At 71.6% G+C, this 17,557-nt stretch carries 18 protein-coding genes; 9 read left to right on the top strand and 9 right to left on the bottom strand.

The features are described from left to right. The first annotated feature begins 75 nt into the window (after window positions 1-75). From IFT88_RS14260 to IFT88_RS14270, 3 genes are read left to right on the top strand one after another with little or no spacing between them, the layout of a single operon-like run. A complete protein-coding gene (locus IFT88_RS14260) occupies window positions 76-435 on the top strand; it encodes a GntR family transcriptional regulator (protein WP_043595935.1) in 360 nt (119 codons plus the stop codon). Next, window positions 432-1,325, top strand: a complete 894-nt coding sequence (locus IFT88_RS14265) for an ATP-binding cassette domain-containing protein (RefSeq protein WP_192121339.1) — start codon at window positions 432-434, stop codon at window positions 1,323-1,325. Before IFT88_RS14260 ends, IFT88_RS14265 begins: the two co-directional genes overlap by 4 nt. After that, window positions 1,322-2,032, top strand: a complete 711-nt coding sequence (locus IFT88_RS14270; RefSeq protein WP_043595933.1) for a hypothetical protein — start codon at window positions 1,322-1,324, stop codon at window positions 2,030-2,032. Before IFT88_RS14265 ends, IFT88_RS14270 begins: the two co-directional genes overlap by 4 nt. A 13-nt stretch (window positions 2,033-2,045) precedes the next feature. Here the strand turns inward: IFT88_RS14270 and IFT88_RS14275 are convergent, their stop codons facing one another. Further along, on the bottom strand, window positions 2,046-3,059 hold the full coding sequence (locus tag IFT88_RS14275) for a hypothetical protein (protein WP_137848138.1): 1,014 nt from the start codon (window positions 3,057-3,059) through the stop codon (window positions 2,046-2,048). A gap of 103 nt (window positions 3,060-3,162) precedes the next feature. Between IFT88_RS14275 and IFT88_RS14280 the strand changes: the two genes are divergently transcribed. After that, a complete protein-coding gene (locus tag IFT88_RS14280) occupies window positions 3,163-4,497 on the top strand; it encodes an ATP-dependent DNA helicase (protein ID WP_231567133.1) in 1,335 nt (444 codons plus the stop codon). Window positions 4,498-4,645: 148 nt separating this feature from the next. Here IFT88_RS14280 and IFT88_RS14285 read toward each other — a convergent pair whose 3' ends face one another. After that, window positions 4,646-5,290, bottom strand: a complete 645-nt coding sequence (locus IFT88_RS14285; RefSeq protein WP_192121341.1) for a biliverdin-producing heme oxygenase — start codon at window positions 5,288-5,290, stop codon at window positions 4,646-4,648. A 143-nt stretch (window positions 5,291-5,433) separates the two neighbouring features. Continuing rightward, the gene (locus IFT88_RS14290) at window positions 5,434-5,886 is read right to left on the bottom strand and encodes a DUF4383 domain-containing protein (RefSeq protein ID WP_082060070.1); all 453 of its coding nucleotides are present in this window, start codon (window positions 5,884-5,886) and stop codon (window positions 5,434-5,436) included. A 101-nt stretch (window positions 5,887-5,987) separates the two neighbouring features. Here IFT88_RS14290 and IFT88_RS14295 point away from each other — a divergent pair, with 101 nt between their 5' ends. Next, complete coding sequence (locus tag IFT88_RS14295) at window positions 5,988-6,917, top strand: diacylglycerol kinase family protein (RefSeq protein ID WP_192121343.1); 930 nt, start codon at window positions 5,988-5,990, stop codon at window positions 6,915-6,917. 67 nt (window positions 6,918-6,984) lie between these two features. On the opposite strand, the gene IFT88_RS14300 is transcribed toward IFT88_RS14295, so the two are convergent. Next, window positions 6,985-7,944, bottom strand: coding sequence for a helix-turn-helix transcriptional regulator (locus tag IFT88_RS14300; protein WP_052505339.1), 960 nt, complete (start codon window positions 7,942-7,944; stop codon window positions 6,985-6,987). A gap of 816 nt (window positions 7,945-8,760) precedes the next feature. Here IFT88_RS14300 and IFT88_RS14305 point away from each other — a divergent pair. Both IFT88_RS14305 and IFT88_RS14310 read left to right on the top strand, forming a co-directional pair. Beyond that, on the top strand, window positions 8,761-9,414 hold the full coding sequence (locus IFT88_RS14305; protein WP_192121345.1) for a hypothetical protein: 654 nt from the start codon (window positions 8,761-8,763) through the stop codon (window positions 9,412-9,414). A 161-nt stretch (window positions 9,415-9,575) separates the two neighbouring features. Then, entirely contained in the window at window positions 9,576-10,058 is a 483-nt protein-coding gene (locus tag IFT88_RS14310) for a glutathione peroxidase (RefSeq protein WP_056049801.1), read from the top strand. An 18-nt stretch (window positions 10,059-10,076) separates the two neighbouring features. On the opposite strand, the gene IFT88_RS14315 is transcribed toward IFT88_RS14310, so the two are convergent. Then, entirely contained in the window at window positions 10,077-11,564 is a 1,488-nt protein-coding gene (locus tag IFT88_RS14315) for a signal peptidase I (protein ID WP_192121347.1), read from the bottom strand. 126 nt (window positions 11,565-11,690) lie between these two features. Continuing rightward, entirely contained in the window at window positions 11,691-12,380 is a 690-nt protein-coding gene (locus tag IFT88_RS14320; RefSeq protein WP_235472360.1) for a hypothetical protein, read from the bottom strand. Between the two features lie 187 nt (window positions 12,381-12,567). Between IFT88_RS14320 and IFT88_RS14325 the strand changes: the two genes are divergently transcribed. Next, window positions 12,568-13,098, top strand: coding sequence for a MarR family winged helix-turn-helix transcriptional regulator (locus IFT88_RS14325; protein WP_192121349.1), 531 nt, complete (start codon window positions 12,568-12,570; stop codon window positions 13,096-13,098). A gap of 116 nt (window positions 13,099-13,214) precedes the next feature. On the opposite strand, the gene IFT88_RS14330 is transcribed toward IFT88_RS14325, so the two are convergent. The 3 genes from IFT88_RS14330 to IFT88_RS14340 are packed head-to-tail and all read right to left on the bottom strand — an operon-like array spanning window position 13,215 to window position 16,655. Next, window positions 13,215-14,054, bottom strand: coding sequence for a hypothetical protein (locus tag IFT88_RS14330; RefSeq protein WP_342212164.1), 840 nt, complete (start codon window positions 14,052-14,054; stop codon window positions 13,215-13,217). A 2-nt stretch (window positions 14,055-14,056) separates the two neighbouring features. Next, the gene (locus tag IFT88_RS14335; protein WP_342212165.1) at window positions 14,057-15,184 is read right to left on the bottom strand and encodes a DNA adenine methylase; all 1,128 of its coding nucleotides are present in this window, start codon (window positions 15,182-15,184) and stop codon (window positions 14,057-14,059) included. A gap of 19 nt (window positions 15,185-15,203) precedes the next feature. Further along, entirely contained in the window at window positions 15,204-16,655 is a 1,452-nt protein-coding gene (locus IFT88_RS14340; RefSeq protein WP_043595563.1) for a protein kinase domain-containing protein, read from the bottom strand. 200 nt (window positions 16,656-16,855) lie between these two features. On the opposite strand from IFT88_RS14340, the gene IFT88_RS14345 reads away from it, so the two are divergent. Continuing rightward, on the top strand, window positions 16,856-17,506 hold the full coding sequence (locus IFT88_RS14345; protein WP_043595629.1) for an NADPH-dependent F420 reductase: 651 nt from the start codon (window positions 16,856-16,858) through the stop codon (window positions 17,504-17,506). Window positions 17,507-17,557 lie beyond the last annotated feature (51 nt).

Here is a 17,557-nt window from a genome sequence, read left to right on the forward strand (position 1 = left end):
TGACGGGACGGTCCTTGACAGGCCGACCCGCGCCTCCTAGGTTAACTACTCAAGTAGCTAACCAAAGGAGCAGTCGTGCTCGACGACGGGACGCCGATCTTCCAGCAACTCGCTGCGCAGATCGAGAAGGACGTGCTCGACGGCACCTACGCCGACGAGGCACCGGTGGCGTCGACCACCGAGCTCGCCGCGTTCTACCGGATCAACCCGGCCACGGCAGGCAAGGCCGTCAACCTGCTGGTCGACCGCGGCATCCTCTACAAGCGCCGGGGCGTCGGCATGTTCGTCGCGACCGGTGCCCGCGAGCGGCTGGCCGAACACCGACGGGCCCGCTTCGCCGACGAGTACGTGCGCCCGCTGGTGGCCGAGGCACGCGCGCTGGGCATCGACGCCGCCGCCCTCCACCACCTGATCGAAGAAGAGGACCAGTCATGAGCCCTGTGATCGAGATCACCGACCTGAGCCGTCGTTACGGCTCCTCGCGCGCCCTGGACGGCGTCGACCTCAGCGTCGACGAGGGCGTCATCTGCGGCCTCCTCGGCCGCAACGGCGCCGGCAAGACGACGCTGATGGCCTGCGTGGCCGGCCAGGAACGGCCGTCGGGAGGCGCGGTGCGGGTCTTCGGCCGAGAGCCCGCGGACCACGCCGACGTCCTGTCGCGGGTGTCGTTCGTGCGCGACAGCCAGCGATACCCGGACGGCTTCAGACTGAAGCACGTGCTCTCGGTGGCACCGGCCTTCCACCGCGGGTGGGACGCCACCCTCGCCCGCGACCTCGCCGCCGACCTGCGAGTGCCCGAGAAGACCGACCTGAAGAAGATGTCTCGCGGGCAGCTGTCCGCCGCGTCGATCGTGATCGGCATGGCCTCGCGGGCACCGCTGACGATCTTCGACGAGCCCTACCTCGGACTGGACGCCACGGCCCGGCAGCTGTTCTACGACCGCCTGCTCGCCGACTACTCGGCCCACCCCCGGACGATCCTGCTCTCGACCCACCTGATCGACGAGATGGAGGCCCTGCTCGAACGGGTGGTCGTGCTCGACGAGGGCCGGGTGCGCCTCGACTCCGACGTCGACCAGGCGCGGGCCTCCGCCTACCAGGTCGCCGGGACGGCATCCGCCGTCGACCGGTTCGCCGCGGGGCGCCGCCTCCTGTCGCAGCACGCGGTCGGCGGACTGAAGACGGCGGTGGTCGACGGCGTCGCCGACCACTCCACGCGAACCGACGCCGCCGCGGCGGGAGTCGAGCTCTCGGGGGTCTCACTGCAACAGGTCGTCGCGGCCCTCGGCTCGCGCGACACCGAACTCGAAGGGGTCGCCTCGTGAACCGCATCCTGCCCGTCGTCCGACTGCAGTTCGCCCGTCGGCGCAGCGCGCTGCTCGTGCCGTTGCTCATCGTCGCCATCACGTTCGCCGTCACCGTGGTGATCCAGGTCACACTGCAACGCTCGGGCGCCTACGACGACGGCGCCTCGTACGCCACCGGCGCACGCTTCAACCCGGGGGTCGTGTGGGCCCAGTCCGGGTACCTCGTCGCCATGGGCGTGGCCTCGGTCGCGTCGACCTTCCCCCTCGCCGCCTCGTTCGGGGCGACGCGACGGGCGTTCGCGCTGGGCACCGCCGTGACCCACACCCTCGTCGCGCTCTACCTGACCGGGGTGTTCGCCGCCCTGCTCGCGCTCGAGGTGCTGACCGACCACTGGTTCGGCGGTTTCTACGTCTTCGACGTCAACGTCCTCGGTGCCGGCGACCTGGGCGTGCTCGTCCCGATCGTGTTCCTCGGCGCCCTCGTCGCCCAGACGGCCGGCGGGGTGTTCGGAGCGGCCTGGCTGCGGTTCGGGCCGCGGGGCCCGCTGGGCATCTCGATCGGCGTCGTGCTCGTGCTGGCCGTCGCGCTCCTGGCCGCCGGCCCCTCGCTGCCCGCCGTGTTCGCGAGCTACCAGAGCTGGTGGGCGGCGCTCACCGCGGCACTGCTCGCGGCGGCGGCGATCGCGGGGACGTTCGCGTTCTTGCGCCGCGCCTCCGTCCGCTGACGCGAGGGTCGGGTCAGTCGAACGTCAGCTCGTCGGACGTGCTGATGCGCATCAGGTACGTGACGGTGAACGGGACGTCCTCGTCGATCGTGTAGCGCTTGCCGTCGAAGAGCGACTGGGCACCGACGACGAGGTGGGCCGTGCCGGCCACCCCGGGCACCTGCCACTGTCCCGACGGACCCGGCACGATCGAGACGACGGGGTGCACCGGCACCGTCCACGTCGGATCGTCGGTGACCCGGTCGTCGACCTGGCGTCCGAAGGGGCACCCGGCCGGCAACAGCACCTGCTGCGTGACGCACTGCTCGTCGAGCTGCTGGTCGACCATGTCCTGCACGGCCTCGACGAACGCCTCCCGGGGCTGGACCTCGATCGACACCGCCGACGTCGCCCCCACCGTGAGCACGTCGGCCTCGACGGTCGGCGCCTCGAGGTAGCGCGACGAGTGGTCGAGCTCGAACCGCGACGGCGCCAGGACCGTGAACCGGGTCGCGACGTCGGGGGCGTCGGTCGTGACGTCGCGGCCGTCCACCGTGAAGCGGGAGTCGTGCTGGGGCGTCACGTCGAGCTGGGCCGTGGGCGCCTGCACGAAGCGCCACGAGTGGAAGAGCCCGAACCGGGTGCCGACCCGCTGCACGACGAACTGCGACTGCGCGGGGGCCTCGGCCGTGGCCGACGTGCCCTGCATCGAGTACGAGAGCGTGATCGCGTGGGTGTCGTCGCCGAGGTCGACGTCGCCCACCTCGGTCACGTCGTCGACGCCACCGAGCGAGGGCACCTCGAGCAGCGCGTCGGCCAGCTGGTCGGTCGGCGCGACGCCCGCGAGGGTCAAGGCGCTCGACGTGTCGCCGCGGTCGACCGCCGCCACGTAGCCGCGGGCGAACCCGGCGGCGCTGTAGACGGTGGCGTTCAGGGCCACGACGGTGACCCAGAAACCGATCAGCACGAAGAGCAGCGCCCCGCCCCAGATCGCGACGAACGGCCAGCCGAGCGGTGGGCGCGTCTCCTCCCCCACAGACGACGACATGACGACAACAATAGGAGGCGCGGGTCACGAACTCCCGAGCACCACCGCCGTCGCGGGTAGATTGGTGGCCTCCCCCACCCCCTCCCGAAAGGTGCTCGTCGTCGTGAGCGTGGCCCTCTCCGCCGAACAGCAGGCGCTGTACGACGCGATCGAGAACACCCGCGAGCACATCTTCGTCACGGGCCGGGCAGGCACGGGCAAGTCGACGCTGCTGAACCACCTGTCGTGGAACACCTCGAAGCAGATCGTCATCTGCGCCCCCACGGGCGTCGCCGCCCTCAACGTCGGCGGCCAGACGATCCACTCGCTGTTCCGCCTCTCGGTGGGGCTCATCGCCGACCACGACATCGAGCAGAACGCCGAGCTGCGCAAGCTGCTGAACACCATCGACACGCTCGTCATCGACGAGGTCTCGATGGTCAACGCCGACCTGATGGACGCCATCGACCGCTCGCTGCGCCAGGCCCGGCAGCGCAAGCACGAGCCGTTCGGCGGCGTGCAGGTCGTGCTGTTCGGCGACCCGTACCAACTGCCGCCGGTGCCGGGCGACGCCGAAGAGCGCGAGTACTTCCGCGACAACTACCGCTCGATGTGGTTCTTCGACGCCAAGGTCTGGGCCGAGGCGAGTCTGCGCATCTACGAGCTGGCCTTCATCCACCGCCAGACCGAGGGCGACTTCAAAGAGATGCTCAACGCCGTGCGGCACGGTCGGGTCACGGCCGAGATCGCCGGGGCGCTGAACGGCGCCGGGGCCCGCCCCGTGCCGACCGACGGCGGGGCCATCACCCTGGCCACGCGCAACGACACGGTCAACCGCATCAACAAGGTCGAGCTCGATCGCCTGTCGGGCAAGGTGATGACCGCCAAGGCCGAGGTCAGCGGCGAGTTCGGCGGGCGGGCCTACCCGGCCGACGAGGCTCTCGAGCTCAAGGTCGGGGCCCGGGTGATGTTCCTCCGCAACGACTCCGAGCAACGGTGGGTCAACGGCACCACGGGCGTCGTCACCCGGGTGCGCGACACCGTCTTCGTCGAGGTCGACGGCGAGGTGCACGAGGTGCAGCCCGTCGTGTGGGAGAAGCACAAGTACTCGTACTCGGCGACCACCAAGCAGCTCAAGAAAGACGTCGTGGCCGAGTTCACCCAGTTCCCGCTGCGTCTCGCCTGGGCCGTCACGATCCACAAGTCCCAGGGCAAGACGTACGACCGGGCCATCGTCGACCTCGGCTCGCGGGTGTTCAGCGCGGGGCAGACCTACGTCGCCCTCAGCCGCATCACCTCGCTCGAGGGGCTGTACCTCTCGCGCCCGCTGCGGCCGGCCGACATCATCGTCGACCTCGACGTGCGGCGCTTCATGAGCGAGGCGTCGCGCGTACCGGCCATCAAGGCAGCCGCCGACGCCGGCGTGGGCGACGGCACGGCGACCGCCGCCACGGGCTGACCGCCCGGTACGACCAGGCATCGGCCGTCACGGGCGGGCCACCCGGCACGACCGGGCATCGGCCCGGTGGCTCGGGCCGTCGGCCTGTCGGCCCGATGGCTCGGCCCCTCGGCCCGGTGGCTCGGCCCGTCGGCCTGTCGGCGATCGGCTAGGCCGCGGCCTTCGCGGCGGCGAGGTCGGTGAACAGCTCGGTGCTGAAGCGGTACGCGGCGCAGACCTCGTCGAGCACGTGCTCGCGCTCGTCGGCCGACCAGGCCACGGCATCGAGCTGGCGACGGTAGGTCGTCTTGAACGACTTCGGCTCGGCGATCTCGGCGAAGAGGAAGAACCCGACGCCGTTCGTGTCGAACCCGAACCGGCGCTGCAGGATGCTGCGGATCACGTGCCCGCCGGACAGGTCGCCGAGGCAGCGCGTGTAGTGGTGTGCGATGAAGCCGCCGGCCCAGGTCGACGCCTGCTCGATGCGGTCGACGTACGCACGGGTGGTCGGCAGCGGCGAGATGCGGGCCCGCCAGCCGTCACCCAGCAGGAACGCCAGGTCGGCCTCGATGGCCGGCAGCCGGGTCAGCCCCGGGGCGAGGAACGGAGCCACGACCGGGTCGCCCGACCACCGCACGGCGGCGTCCTCGAGGGCGGCGTAGACGAAGTAGTGCTGGGCGAGCAGCTGCACGTAGTCGTCCCGCGTGCCCCGGCCGATCAGCAGGTCGGTCATGAACGAGCAGCCGACGTCGGCGGGGACCCGCTCGGCCGTGCGCTCGCGCACCGCCTCGGAGAAGGGGATGACGACGGTCATGGTGCGCACCTCCTGGGTCACCTGGGTTAGGTGACCCTAACCCTAGCCAGGGAGGCGCGGTGCCGGTAGCCCCCGGGGCCGATCTCGGCAGACGTGCAGCCGGCCCGCAGCCCGTCGAGAGGTGCGGCGCACCGCGGCGCGGGTCAGCGGCGGCGGCGCTCGGCCCCCACGGCGGTGGCGAGCAGCAACAGGCCGCCGACCAGGTGCGTGATGTTGTCGCCGAGGTTGAACGCCAAGAAGTTGACGTCGGTGCCCTCGAGGAAGAAGCCGACGACGCCGAAGATGACGAAGATCAGGCCGATCCAGGTGTTGATGTAGCGGGCGCTGGCCCGCGAGGACGCCCCCGCGATGATCAGGGCGGCGCCGGCCAGCACCCAGACGACGACCAGCGCGGGGTTGAGGTTCCAGACGAACCAGAGCGAGGCGCCCTGCGTGGAGAAGAACGTGCCCATGTCCTCGACGAGGAACCCGATGGCGCCGAGCAGCAGGAACACCGTGCCGACGAACAGCCCGGCCCCGCGGTTGGGCGACTCGCGGATCGTCGGCTCGTAGGGGGCCGGGGTCGCGGTCGTCGTGGTGCCGTGGGTGCTGCTCATGGTGAAGGTGCCTCTCGTCAGGTGGGTCAGCGTCCAGTATGCCCGCCACCCGCGGCGGGCCGTCCGACCCGGACGGGCGCGGGGCTGGCAAGATCGACCCCATGACCCCGACGCCCCTCCGCCTGGTCGTGGCGATCAACCCCGGCGCCTCCGCCGGCGGCCGGAAGCACCTCGCCGACGGGGTGCTCTCCGGGCTCCGCGGTGCCGGCCACACGGTCGTGCCGCTCACCGAGTCGAGCTACGACGACCTCGTGGCCGCCGCCCGTCGCGAGCTCGACCCGGACCACGGCGAGCGACCCGACGCACTGATCGTCGTCGGTGGCGACGGCATGGTGAACCTCGGGGCCAACCTCGTCGCGGGCACCGACGTGCCGCTGGGACTGGTGCCGACGGGCACCGGCAACGACACGGCCCGGGCCTTCGGGCTGCCCCACGACGACGCCGAGGCCGCCACGCGCCTCCTGGTCCGGCTGCTCGAGGGCGAGCCCACCACGATCGACGCCGGACGCGTGCTGCAGGCCGACGGCCGGGCCACCTGGTTCGCGTGCATGGTCTCGGCCGGCTTCGACGCCGTCGTGAACGAGCGGGCCAACCGGCTGAGCTGGCCGAAGGGGCGCCGACGCTACGACGTCGCGCTCGCCATCGAGCTGGTGCGCCTGCCGCGCATCTCGTACCGCCTCGAGCTCGACGGGGTCGCCTCGACCGTCGAGGGCACCCTGATCTCGGTCGGCAACGGCCAGTCGCTCGGCGGCGGCATGAAGGTCACGCCCGACGCCGTGCTCGACGACGGACTGCTCGACGTGCTCGTGGTCGAGCGGCTGACGCGCTGGCAGTTCGTGCGGCTGTTCCCGAGCGTGTTCCGGGGAACCCACCTGAGCCACCCGAACGTGACGGTGCACCGCGTGCGTCGTGCGGTGATCGAGGCCGACGGGGTCGCCGCCTACGCCGACGGCGAGCGCGTCGGGCCGCTGCCCGTCACGGTCGAGGTCGTCCCCGGCGCCCTGCGCGTCTACGCCGCCATCGGTCGCTGACCGTCGGCACGAGCCGAGGAGGCGCGCTCGGCGGCGAGACGACCACACGCCCCGGGCGCCCACGGCCTCAGCCGCGGTGCAGCGTCTCGCGGGGGTACTCGCCGAACCGCTGCTGGTACGCGGCCGAGAACCGGCCGAGGTGGGCGAAGGCCCAGTGCCGGGCCACGTCGGCGACGGTCGTGGCGTTCGGGGCGGCCGCCCGCAGCGCGTCGTGCACGCGCTCGAGGCGGATCTCGCGGAGGTAGGCCGTGGGCGTGGTGTCGAGGTGACGACTGAACGCCTGTTGCAGCCCCCGGGCGGTGAGCCCCGCCTCCCGGGCGATGTCCACGGCCGAGATCGGCAGGTGGGCGCTGGCGTGCATGTACTCCACGGCGAGGCGGAGGCTCGCGTTGCGCGGAGCCAGCAGCGCCGCGGGCATCTGGGTCGAGGTGTGGGCGAAGGTGTCGAGCAGGGCCACCGCGCCCATCCGGGCCATCTCGGTGCGCATCAGGTCGCTCGGTTCACCGGAGCCCAGGTAGGCGCGTCCGATCAGACGGACCGTGGCGTGCCAGGCCTGCACCGCGGCGGACGAGACGGGGGCGGCATGGTCGAAGCGGAGCGTGCCGGGCATGATGCCGTGGCGCTCGGCCGCGACCTCGTCGACGACCGACTTCGAGAGGTGCAACAGGCTCTGGTTGACGTCCTCGGTCGTGAACTCGAACTCGCGCCCCTCGGGGAAGAGGATCGGTCGCCCGACGGCGCCGGCCACCTCGTCGCGACCGTTGTCGACGGTCGATCGTCCGTCGAGCAACCAGTGCACGACGTGCTCGTCTCCGGCGGCTGCCTGCCCGTCGACGCGGCCCATGAACATCGTGGACCGCAGGGTCATCGCGCCGTCGCCGACGATCGTGTGGCGGAACGCGAAGGGGGCCTCGGTCGGGGCGACGTGGAAGTCGCGACCGTTGTACCCGGCGCTCAGGATATCGACGGCCTCGTCCAGGTCACGACCACGCGCGTCGAAGCGGATCTTGTCGTCCTGGGCAGCCATCTCAGCGAATTGTTGCACGCACTCCAAAGTTCGTACCAGTCGACCCGAGGGGGGTTGACAGCGACTGCCGTGCCGTCTAGTGAGCTCCCTTTCCTGCCGACACCCGCACCCGCACCCGCACCCGCACGTGCACGCGCACGCGCACTCGCACTCGCACCCGCACCCGCACGCGCACGCGGCGGCAACTCCTGACCGGTGCTGCGACGCACGCACCAGCATCCCTCGCTCCCGCGCGATCCGCTGCGGGAGGCAGGACTTCTCGACGAGGGGTCGACCCGGTCGCTCCCGTCGGCGACTTCAGCCTTGGCCAGGAGCCGCGGGGTCGAGGCGCACCTCAGACGTTCTCGGCACCCGGGGCAGGGGTGCCGGTCACCCGGGCGACGCGTCGGACCTCAGCCCGGGCTCGGGCGACGCATCCTCCCGAACGGCGTCGCCGAGCCGTCCTTCAACACCCGCGGACGACGGCTCGACCCGAGGCCCGCGTCGTCGACACGCTCGTGGACCATGACAACGATCGCCGAATTCGTCTCAGCGGCTGGAGGACTCCTCCACAAACACGACCTGGTGGCCCTGGGCGCCACCGACCGTCACCTGACCGTCGCGGTCCGTTCACGCACGGTCAGCAGACCCCGGCGTGGGTGGTACTCCACCTGGGAGCGTGGAGATCCCCGATACATCGCGGTCGCCGTGGGTGGTCGACTCACCGGCGCATCCGCGTTGCACCAGCTGGGAGCATGGACGTGGGCCCGTCCGCCGGTCACGGTGTCGGTACCCGTGACGGCTTCGCGGCTTCGACGGCGGCGTGGAGTCCGAGTCGTGTGGGACCCACTCGAACTCTCCGATCGGGGTTCGACCTGGGCCGTCGACCCTCGTGACGCCCTGGCTCGGGCAGTCGTCGAGACCCGATCGTTCGAGGATGCGGTCATCCTCGTCGACTGGGCCAGACGGGCCGGCATCGTCGACGGCGACGACGACGCAGCCGAGGTGCTGTCCCGGAGACGTGCCGACGCTGCCGGCCTCGTCGCGTGGAGCGATCCGGGCGCCGAGAGCATCCTCGAGAGCGCGGCGGGCACGAGGTTGCGACGGGCAGGGCATCACGTCACCCGCCAGGTGCCTGTTTCCGGCACCTCGAAGATCATCGACATGGTCGTCGACGGGGTCGTCGGTCTCGAGACCGACGGACGAGCGCACCACGAGACACGTTTCGACAAGGACCGACTCAAGGACGCCGACATCGCTCGCGACGGTCTGATCCCGTTCCGGGCGGGGACGGTGATGGTGCAAGACAGGTGGGGCCTGACGGTCAGCGCGATCAGGGCTCTGATCCGGACGGCGGGCGGTCCGCGACCCGTCGCGGGCGTCGGGAACTCCTCACTGCCGCGAGTGCTCGGGCCGAGAGGACGCAGGACGTGGCGGCTCGCTCGACCTCGGCGACACACGGGTCAGGAGTTGCCAGCTGCGGCAGGCTGACGAGGCGAGGGGGCGAGGGGGCGAGGCGGCGACCGAGGGGATGGGACAGGTGGCCGCCGCACAGAGCTCGCGGCGGGACGGGGCTGGAGGGAACGGCGGCGCGACCGGGCAGGCTCGCGCCGGCGAGCGGACTCGCAGCGGGCGGGCCTACCGTCGGACGCATGACCCTCGACGACATCACACTGACCACGATCCGCGGCGAGTCCACCACGTTCGGCGCCTACGCCGACAAGGTCGTGATGGTCGTGAACGTGGCCTCACGCTGCGGCCTCGCCCCTCAGTACGAGAAGCTCGAGGCGCTGCAGAAGCAGTACGGCGAGCAGGGCTTCACGGTGCTGGGGTTCCCCAGCAACCAGTTCTTCCAGGAGCTCTCGAGCGGCGAGGCCATCGAGGAGTACTGCTCGGCGACCTGGGGCGTGACCTTCCCGATGATGGAGAAGGTCAAGGTCAACGGTCGCGGTGAGCACCCGCTCTACACCGAGCTCAAGAAGGCCACCGACGCCGACGGCAAGGCCGGCCGCGTCAAGTGGAACTTCGAGAAGTTCGTGATCACGCCCGGCGGCGCCGTGCACCGCTTCCGTCCGACGACCGAGCCCGACGCCCCCGAGGTCGTCGCGGTCATCGAGGAGGCGCTGGCCGGCTGACCGGGCGGCCGCGGTCGGTCAGCGGCCGGCCGCGTACCGGGCCTGGACGGCCGAGGCGGTCTGGGCCGAGTTGTTGTAGATCGTCGTGCCGTCGACCGAGCCGACGAAGAAGCCGTTCGTGGGAGCCGAGGGCAGGCCGCCGAGCGGGGCGTAGCCCACGCGCCAGTAACCGGTGGCCGTCTGCACGGTCTTGTTCGTGGTGTCGGTCACGACCGCGACACCGTCGACGTAGATGACCGTGCTCGTGCCCGAGAGGGTGGCGACCACGTGGTGCCAGGCGCCGTCGTTGTACGAGGCCGGGGTCGTCGTGGCCTTGGTCGTGCTCGAGGTGGGGCGCACGCCGAGGGCGATCTTGCCTGCCGTGGTCAGGTAGAGCGCACGGTCGGCGGTCGTGTTCGTGCCGGTCTGCGCAGCGGTGAACGCGGCCAGGGTCCCTCCGGCGGCGCTGGTCGTCCGGAACCAGGTCTCGATCGTGAAGGCGGCCTGACCGGTGAGGTTGACCGCCGTCGTGACCTGGCCGGTGCCGTCGAGCTGCAGGTAGGGGCTCTGGTTGGTGGCGCACGAACCGGCGACGAACGTCGCCCCGCCGCTCAGGGTGCCCACACGGGCGAACGAGCTGCCGTCGGCCGTGGTCGTGCCCGACGTCTCGTTGTACGGGAAGCCGTACGAGGTCTGCGAGTTGTAGGTGTCCTGCAGGCAGTCGTAGTTCCCGGCACCGAAGCTCGACGTCGGGTTCGCCGTGGGCGCGGCGAACGCCGCGTGCGCGCCGCCCGAGACGACGAGGGTGAGTGCGAGGCCGCCACCGATCGCTGCCAGGCCGATCGCGCCTCCTGCGGTCCGGAGGCGACGGAGGCGCCGCTCGCGTCGGCGCTGCACGCGGCGGCCGGCGGGGACGGTCACCCGCGGCGACGCGGGGCGTTCGTCACGGTCGTCACGCAGCAGGTACCGGTCGTTGCGGCTGAGCAGGACCACGAGGATGAGCAGTCCGCCGGTGACCAGCAGGTGGCCGTACTGGTGGGCCGCGGCCCAGACGAAGGGCGTTCCGACGTACGGCACGCGCAGGAACCCGACGCCGATGACGGCGCTGCGGTCGATCGGCGTCGAGTCGACGCTCGGGTTGGCGTCGCCCTTGGTGACGATCTGCCCGGCCTGGCCGTTGTCGTGGTAACGGTGCAGCCGCAGGTGCCCGGCCTGGTCGGGGTCGTCGAAGAGGAGGACCTGACCGCGGTGCACGTCGGCAGCCGCCACGGGCTTCGCGACGACGACGTCGCCGGGGTGGATGCGGGGCTCCATCGAGCCGGTCATCACGGTGGTGGGGCTCCAGCCGAGGGCGGCGGGGGCGGCCGCGTAGACCATCAGGCCGAGCAGCGAGTACAGCACGACCCGTGACGCGGTGCCGAGGGCCAGGCGCGTCCAGTCGAGCCACGAACGAGAGGCACCCAGGGGCACGGTGATCGAGGCCGCGGCTGCGGCGGCGGGCCGTAGCTTCAGGTCGATCGTGCTCATGGGTGCCTCTGCTCGGGGGATGCGGATGATGCGGTGTCGGGCCGCCTGGTGCGGTGGTGCGGTGGTGCGGTGGTGCGATGCTGCTGCGGTGTCGCCGTGACGCGGGGGTCAGCCGCGGGACGGGCCTCAGCTGTTCTGGGCCTCCCAGGTGAGGCCGAGGCTCGCGGTGCCGCCCTGGGTCGTGTTGGGGGCGGTGTTCGAGACGGTGTAGGTCACCTGGTAGGTGCGGGTCTCGGACGCGGTGCCGGTGGGGGCCCAGGTGCCGACGCCGTTGGAGTAGTTGGTGTAGCTGGTGCCGAAGGCGGCCAGCGTGCCGCTGTAGAGGCTCGAGCCCGACGAGAGCGGGGTGAAGCCGGTGCACGAGCCGAAGCCGCCGCCGGTGCCCTGCACGACGCTCAGCGTGATGTTGGACGCGAGGTTGTTGGTCGTGGCGGCGCCCGTGCCGTAGAGCTTGACGGCCGAGGCGAGCGAGCCGGTGCTGGTGACGGCGATGCAGTTGCTGCCGGTCTGGCCGGGCTTGAGGTTGGTGGCCGTGAAGAGCGCGGTGTTGCTGTCGTCGTCGGTGAGGGCGACGGTGCCGGCGGTCCAGTTGCTGGTGGGGTTGACCGTGGTCGACGAGAAGGCCGAGTACGACGCCGTCGAGACGACGATGCCCGAGGCGACGAGGGCGGCGGGGATGGCGATCCAGGCGGCGATGCGGGCGATGCGGGGCGTGGGACGGGACATGGTGTGCTCCAGGGCGAGAGGGTGGAAGAGGGGGATGTCGGGGGCCACCCCGGCGAGGTGGTTCAGGGGCTTCGCCGGTGAGAAGCTCACCTCCCGAACCGTTCTGGTTTCGAGTGGTCGTTGTTCTCAAGTGGTACGACAATCAAATTACTTGGACTTTGAGAGGCACGCAAGGCGAGCCATGTCCCCAGTGGTGGGGGTGTCACGATCGTCGAGATTCTTGTTGACTGAGCCGGTGCCATGGACGGCACGCCCACATGCGTCACGGAGGACCCTCTTGCTCGTCTCCCCACCCCGGGCCGACCCCGGCCTCACCCCCGAGCCCGGCCTCGCCCCCGAGCCTGGCCTCGCCCCCGGCGACCTCGGCCGCCTGCTCGACTCGTTCCGCCTGTTGATGCTGAACCACTCGCGCGTGCTCGACCACCAGGGCGACCTCTTCGGTCTGGGCGACACCGACATCCGGTTCCTCTTCTACGTGTGGGCCACCGGCGACCTGGTCACCCCCAAGCGCGCGGCCGAGCACCTCGACCTGTCGTCGGGTGCGATGACCAACCTCGTCGACCGTCTCGTCGACGCCGGGCACCTCGACCGGCGGCGCAACCCCGACGACCGCCGCAGCGTCATCGTCAGCCGCACGCCGCGCGGCGTGGAGGTCACCACCGCCATCGCGAGCGCCTACGCCGCCGCGTTCGCCGAGGTCGTGCCGGCGTCGGGACACGGCGCCCTCGCCGACACGCTGCTCGACCTCGGCCGGGCGTTGGACCGGCACGGGGTCCGTGCCGTCGACGCTCCCCACGCCGCCGCCTGACCGGCCTCGGCCGCGGCGCCGGGCGCCAGAACGGGCGAGTCCGTGACGGACGGGCGAGCGCGACGGCCCACCGACGACGAACTCGCCCGTTCCGGCCGTGGGTCGCGGCGCGGGGCCTACGGGATGAGGCGGCGCAGGCGTGCGGCGTCGGCCAGGTCGGCCCGGAAGCGGTCGAGCGTCGACAGCGTGTAGAGCCCGTCGATCTGCTGGTCGACCCAGAGCTGGTGGATGCGCTTGAGGTCGGCCTGGCGGCTCTTCCAGCCGATGCCGTCGATCACGGCCATGACGGTCTGTCGCGGCAGCCGGACGTCGGCCATCTCCTCGATCTCGCGCACGGCGTCGGTCAGCTTCGAGCCGGTCGAGTCGAACCCCTTCGCGGCGACCACGATCGCGGGCTCCTCCGCCGAGGGGATCACGAGGTCGCACGGCGCCGTGCGGTTCGCCCGACCGGTGAACCGCGTCCGCGTGCCGCAGGCGAGTCCGAGGTCGCGGGCGATGGCCTCGATCTCGTCCTCGAGCCTCCGCCCCGACACCCCGGCCCGGATCGCCGACGCCCGCGTGCCGGCCCGGGCCGAGAGCAGGTCGCCGAAGTCGTACGTGCGGTGCCGCTGCGACGCGACGAGGCGCACGAGCTCGAACTCGTCGTCGAGGTGGGCGACCAGCTCGGCGGCCCGCCCCCGCGCGAGCGTCAGCCAGCTCGGGGTGTCGAAGGCGTGCCGCAGCGAGTTGCGCAGCTTCTCCTGCGACAGCCCGACGGCCAGGCCGAGGGCGGGCACCCACGCCGGGTGCTGCCGGGTCCATTCGGCCAGGTGGTCGCGGTCGACGACGGGCAGCTCGCCGAGGCTCGCCGCGGCCCGGCCGAGGTCGGTCGCCGCCGCCGAGGGGGCCGTGGGGTCGACGTGCGGGGTCATGCGGCCGAGCGACGCCACGTACTCGTCGAAGGTGGGGATCGTCACGGTCAGTCCCTCCCGACGAACACGTACTCGGTGGCCGCCGTGCGGGTCGCCGTGCGGTGCGTGCCGAAGCTGTAGGTGTGGTCGACCACGCGCACCTCGACGTGCGGCTTGACCGTGCGCATCAGCTGCTCGATGCGCTCGCGGCTCGGCACGGCGTTGGACGAGTACGACAGCACGAGCGCCCCGGCGTCGGCGAACTGCTCGAAGGTGCGCACGAGGGCGTCGTCGACCGTCCGCGGGTAGGCGAACGGCGTGAACAGCTTGACGATCTTCTTCGTCTTGGTCTCGGTCATGATCGTCTGTCCCCGCCAGTACACGGCGAGCCCCTGCAGGAAGTGGTACCGCTTCATGTAGTCCGCGTCGTCTCGAGGAGGCGCGTAGGGCGGATCGAGGTACACCAGGTCGGCGGGCGGTCGCCTCAGGTCGGCCACGTCGCCCTCGACGGCCTCGTGCGCGAGGCCGTCGTCGAACACGGTCGCGCCGTAGGCCTGCACGGCCGCCCGGAACTGCTCGGCCATGGTCATCCGCAGGTCGCGGCGCCCGTCGTCGTACCGCGCGCCCGTGAAGGTGAAGACGCCCCGGGGCTGCTTGCGCGCCGCGGCGAGCACGAGGCCGGCGATCGCCAGGTCGCGCTCGGCCCCGTCGAGCCGGTCGACGTGCGACCAGGCCGAGTCGAGGAACGCCCGGTCGTCGGCCGAGAAGAACACGCCGTCGAAGGTACGGCGCACGATGTCGCGATCGTCGGCGGGCGGGCCGCAGATCTCGTCGACGAGGTCGTCCGACAGCGTCGTCGACCCGTTGACGACGGAGGCGCGGGCGATGACCGCGGGGAACGCCAGGAAGTCGTTGCTCACGACCCGGCGACCCTCCGCCTTCATCAGGTACGAGACGACGCCCGACCCACTGAAGGCGTCGATCGCGGTCGCGGGCCGCACCGCGCCTCCTTCGCCTTCGGGGTCGTCAGCCGACACGGGCGCGACGCTCGAGAAGACGTCGTGCAGCACGGGCAGCAGCGCGTACTTCGAGCCCATGTAGCGCAGGCGGGGGAAGGCCGCGACGCGGGCGGGCACCGCGGCAGCCACGGGGGCGGCGGCCTCGCTCGCGACGGAGGGCACGAGCTCGACGGTCACCGGGCAAGTCTGCCGCACGTCAGCGGTCGGACGGGCTCCGGGTGCGGGAGTCGAGGTCGACGCGCTCGGCGTGCGGGACGCTGCCGGTGGTCGTGCCCGCGATCCGCAGGCTCTCTTGTCGCAGCTCGAGCTGGGCGACGACGAGGGCCGCGAGGTCGGCGAGGTTGGCGACCTGCTCGTCGCTGGCCGTGCCCGGCTCGCGACCGATCACCGAGAGGGTGCCGATCGTGTGGCCGTCGCGCCGGGTGAGGGGCACGCTGACGTAGAACCGCATGCCGAGCGGACCGGTGACCAGCGGGCTCGACGCCACACGACGGTCGGTGGCGGCATCTTCGATGACCAGCGGCTCGGACGAGTGGACGGCCCCGAGCGAGAGGTCGATGTGCCGGGCGATGTCGCCCACGGCCGGGTCGTAGTGGGTCGTGAACCACGTGCGGTCGTCGTCGATGACGGTCGCCAGGGCGATGGGCGCCGAGAACAGGCGGGCCGCCATGGCGGTGACGCGGTCGAGCGCCTCGTTGGGCAGGGTGTCGAGCACCTCGCTGTGGTCGAACGGCTCGGTGTCGCCCCCGCGCATCGAGCCGTCGCCGGTCGACAGGTCGCCCACGGCGTCGCGGTGCTCGGTCGTCTCGGTGATGACCACGTCGCGCATCATCGCGACGAGCTCGGCCCGCGTCGGCCGTTGCGCGGGATCGCGGCTGGTCATGGCGCGCAGGGCGTGCCGCCAGTGCTCGGGCAGGGGCTCGGGCAGCACCGGGTCGCGCGACAGCCGGGCGACGGCGGACTCGACGAGCGATCCCGGGAACTCGCGCCGGCGGGTGAAGCACTGCAGCAGCACGAGGCCGAGGCTGTAGACGTCGCTCGGGGGGCCGACCTCGCCACCCACGGCCTGCTCGGGGCTGAGGTACGCGGCGGTGCCGGTGGTGACCCCCTCGGCGGTGAGTCGTTCGACGTCCTCGGTGAGGGCGATGCCGAAGTCGGCGAGCTTGGCCCGGGCACGGGCGGCCTCGTGGTCGCCGTAGTCGACGAGCAGGATGTTCGACGGCTTGATGTCACGGTGCACGACCGAGTGGCCGTGGATGTAGTCGAGCGCCTCGGCCATGTCGTAGCCGATCTCGGCGATGTGCCGCGCGGCGAGCGCTCCGTGCCGCAGACGGTCTTCGAGGTTGAGCCCGGCGATCAGCGGCATCACGAGGAAGCGCTGGGGACCGTTCGGCCCCTGCTCGACCCCCGCGTCGAAGAGACCGACGAGGCCGTGGTGCTCGAGGCTCGACAGCACGCCGAGCTCGGCTTCTTGTCGGGCCGGGTCGACCATCGCGCTGTGGAAGACCTTGATCGCGACCGTGCGGTTGAGGCTCTCGTCGACGGCCTTGTAGACGGTCGCCATGCCGCCCCGGCCCACGACGGACTGCAGGCGGTAGCGCTCGGCGAGGACGCGATCGAGCGCGTCGTCCTGCTGTGGCGCGGCCATCGCCTCCCCCTCGTGACTGGTGTGGGGTCCATCCTGTCGCATGCGGGGCCCCGAGGTGACGATGGCGCGGGTGACGATCGCATCACGACGGGGTCACGAGCACGACCCGTCGCCACGGGACGAGCCCTGCGGACCTTGCGATGCCCTGGGAGAAGGGCATCGTCGGGAAGGCATCGAGCGGGCCGCCGGTTGAGTTGCTCATGACAACCTACGGAATCATCGGAGCAGGCAACATCGGCAGCCAGGTCGCCCGGGCGGTCATCGCCCACGGGCACGACGTCGTGATCAGCAACTCGCGCGGGCCCGAGACCCTCGCCGACCTCGTGGCCGACCTCGGCCCGAAGGCCCGGGCCGCCACGGCGACCGAGGCCGGTACGGCAGGCGACGTGGTCGTCGTCACCGTCCCCCTCAAGAACGTCGACCAGGTGCCGGTCGAGCCGCTCGCCGGCAAGACCGTGATCGACACGAACAACTACTACTTCGAGCGCGACGGTCACATCACCGCGCTCGACGAGGGCACCGACACGACCGCCGAGATGCTGCAGCGCCACCTGCCGACCAGCACGGTCGTCAAGGGCTTCAACCACATCCCGGCCGCCGACATCACGACCGACACCGCCCCGGCCGGCACCCCCGACCGCCGCGCCCTGGCCACGTCGAGCGACTCGCCCGAGGCCGTCGCCCTGATGACCGACCTCTACGACGAGCTCGGCTTCGACACCGTCGACGTCAGCCCGCTGTCCGAGAGCTGGCGCGTCGAGCGCGACCGTCCGGCCTACGTCGTGCGCCAGACGAAGGACGAGCTCGTCGCCAACCTCGCGAAGGCGAACCGGGTGCCGCAGGCCTCCTGACCCGGCCGGGCGGTGACGCCGCCCGACGAACGCGACCCGCGCCTCCCGCAG

Source organism: Frigoribacterium sp. CFBP 8751, assembly GCF_014841545.1.
Classification (GTDB): Bacteria; Actinomycetota; Actinomycetes; order Actinomycetales; family Microbacteriaceae; genus Frigoribacterium.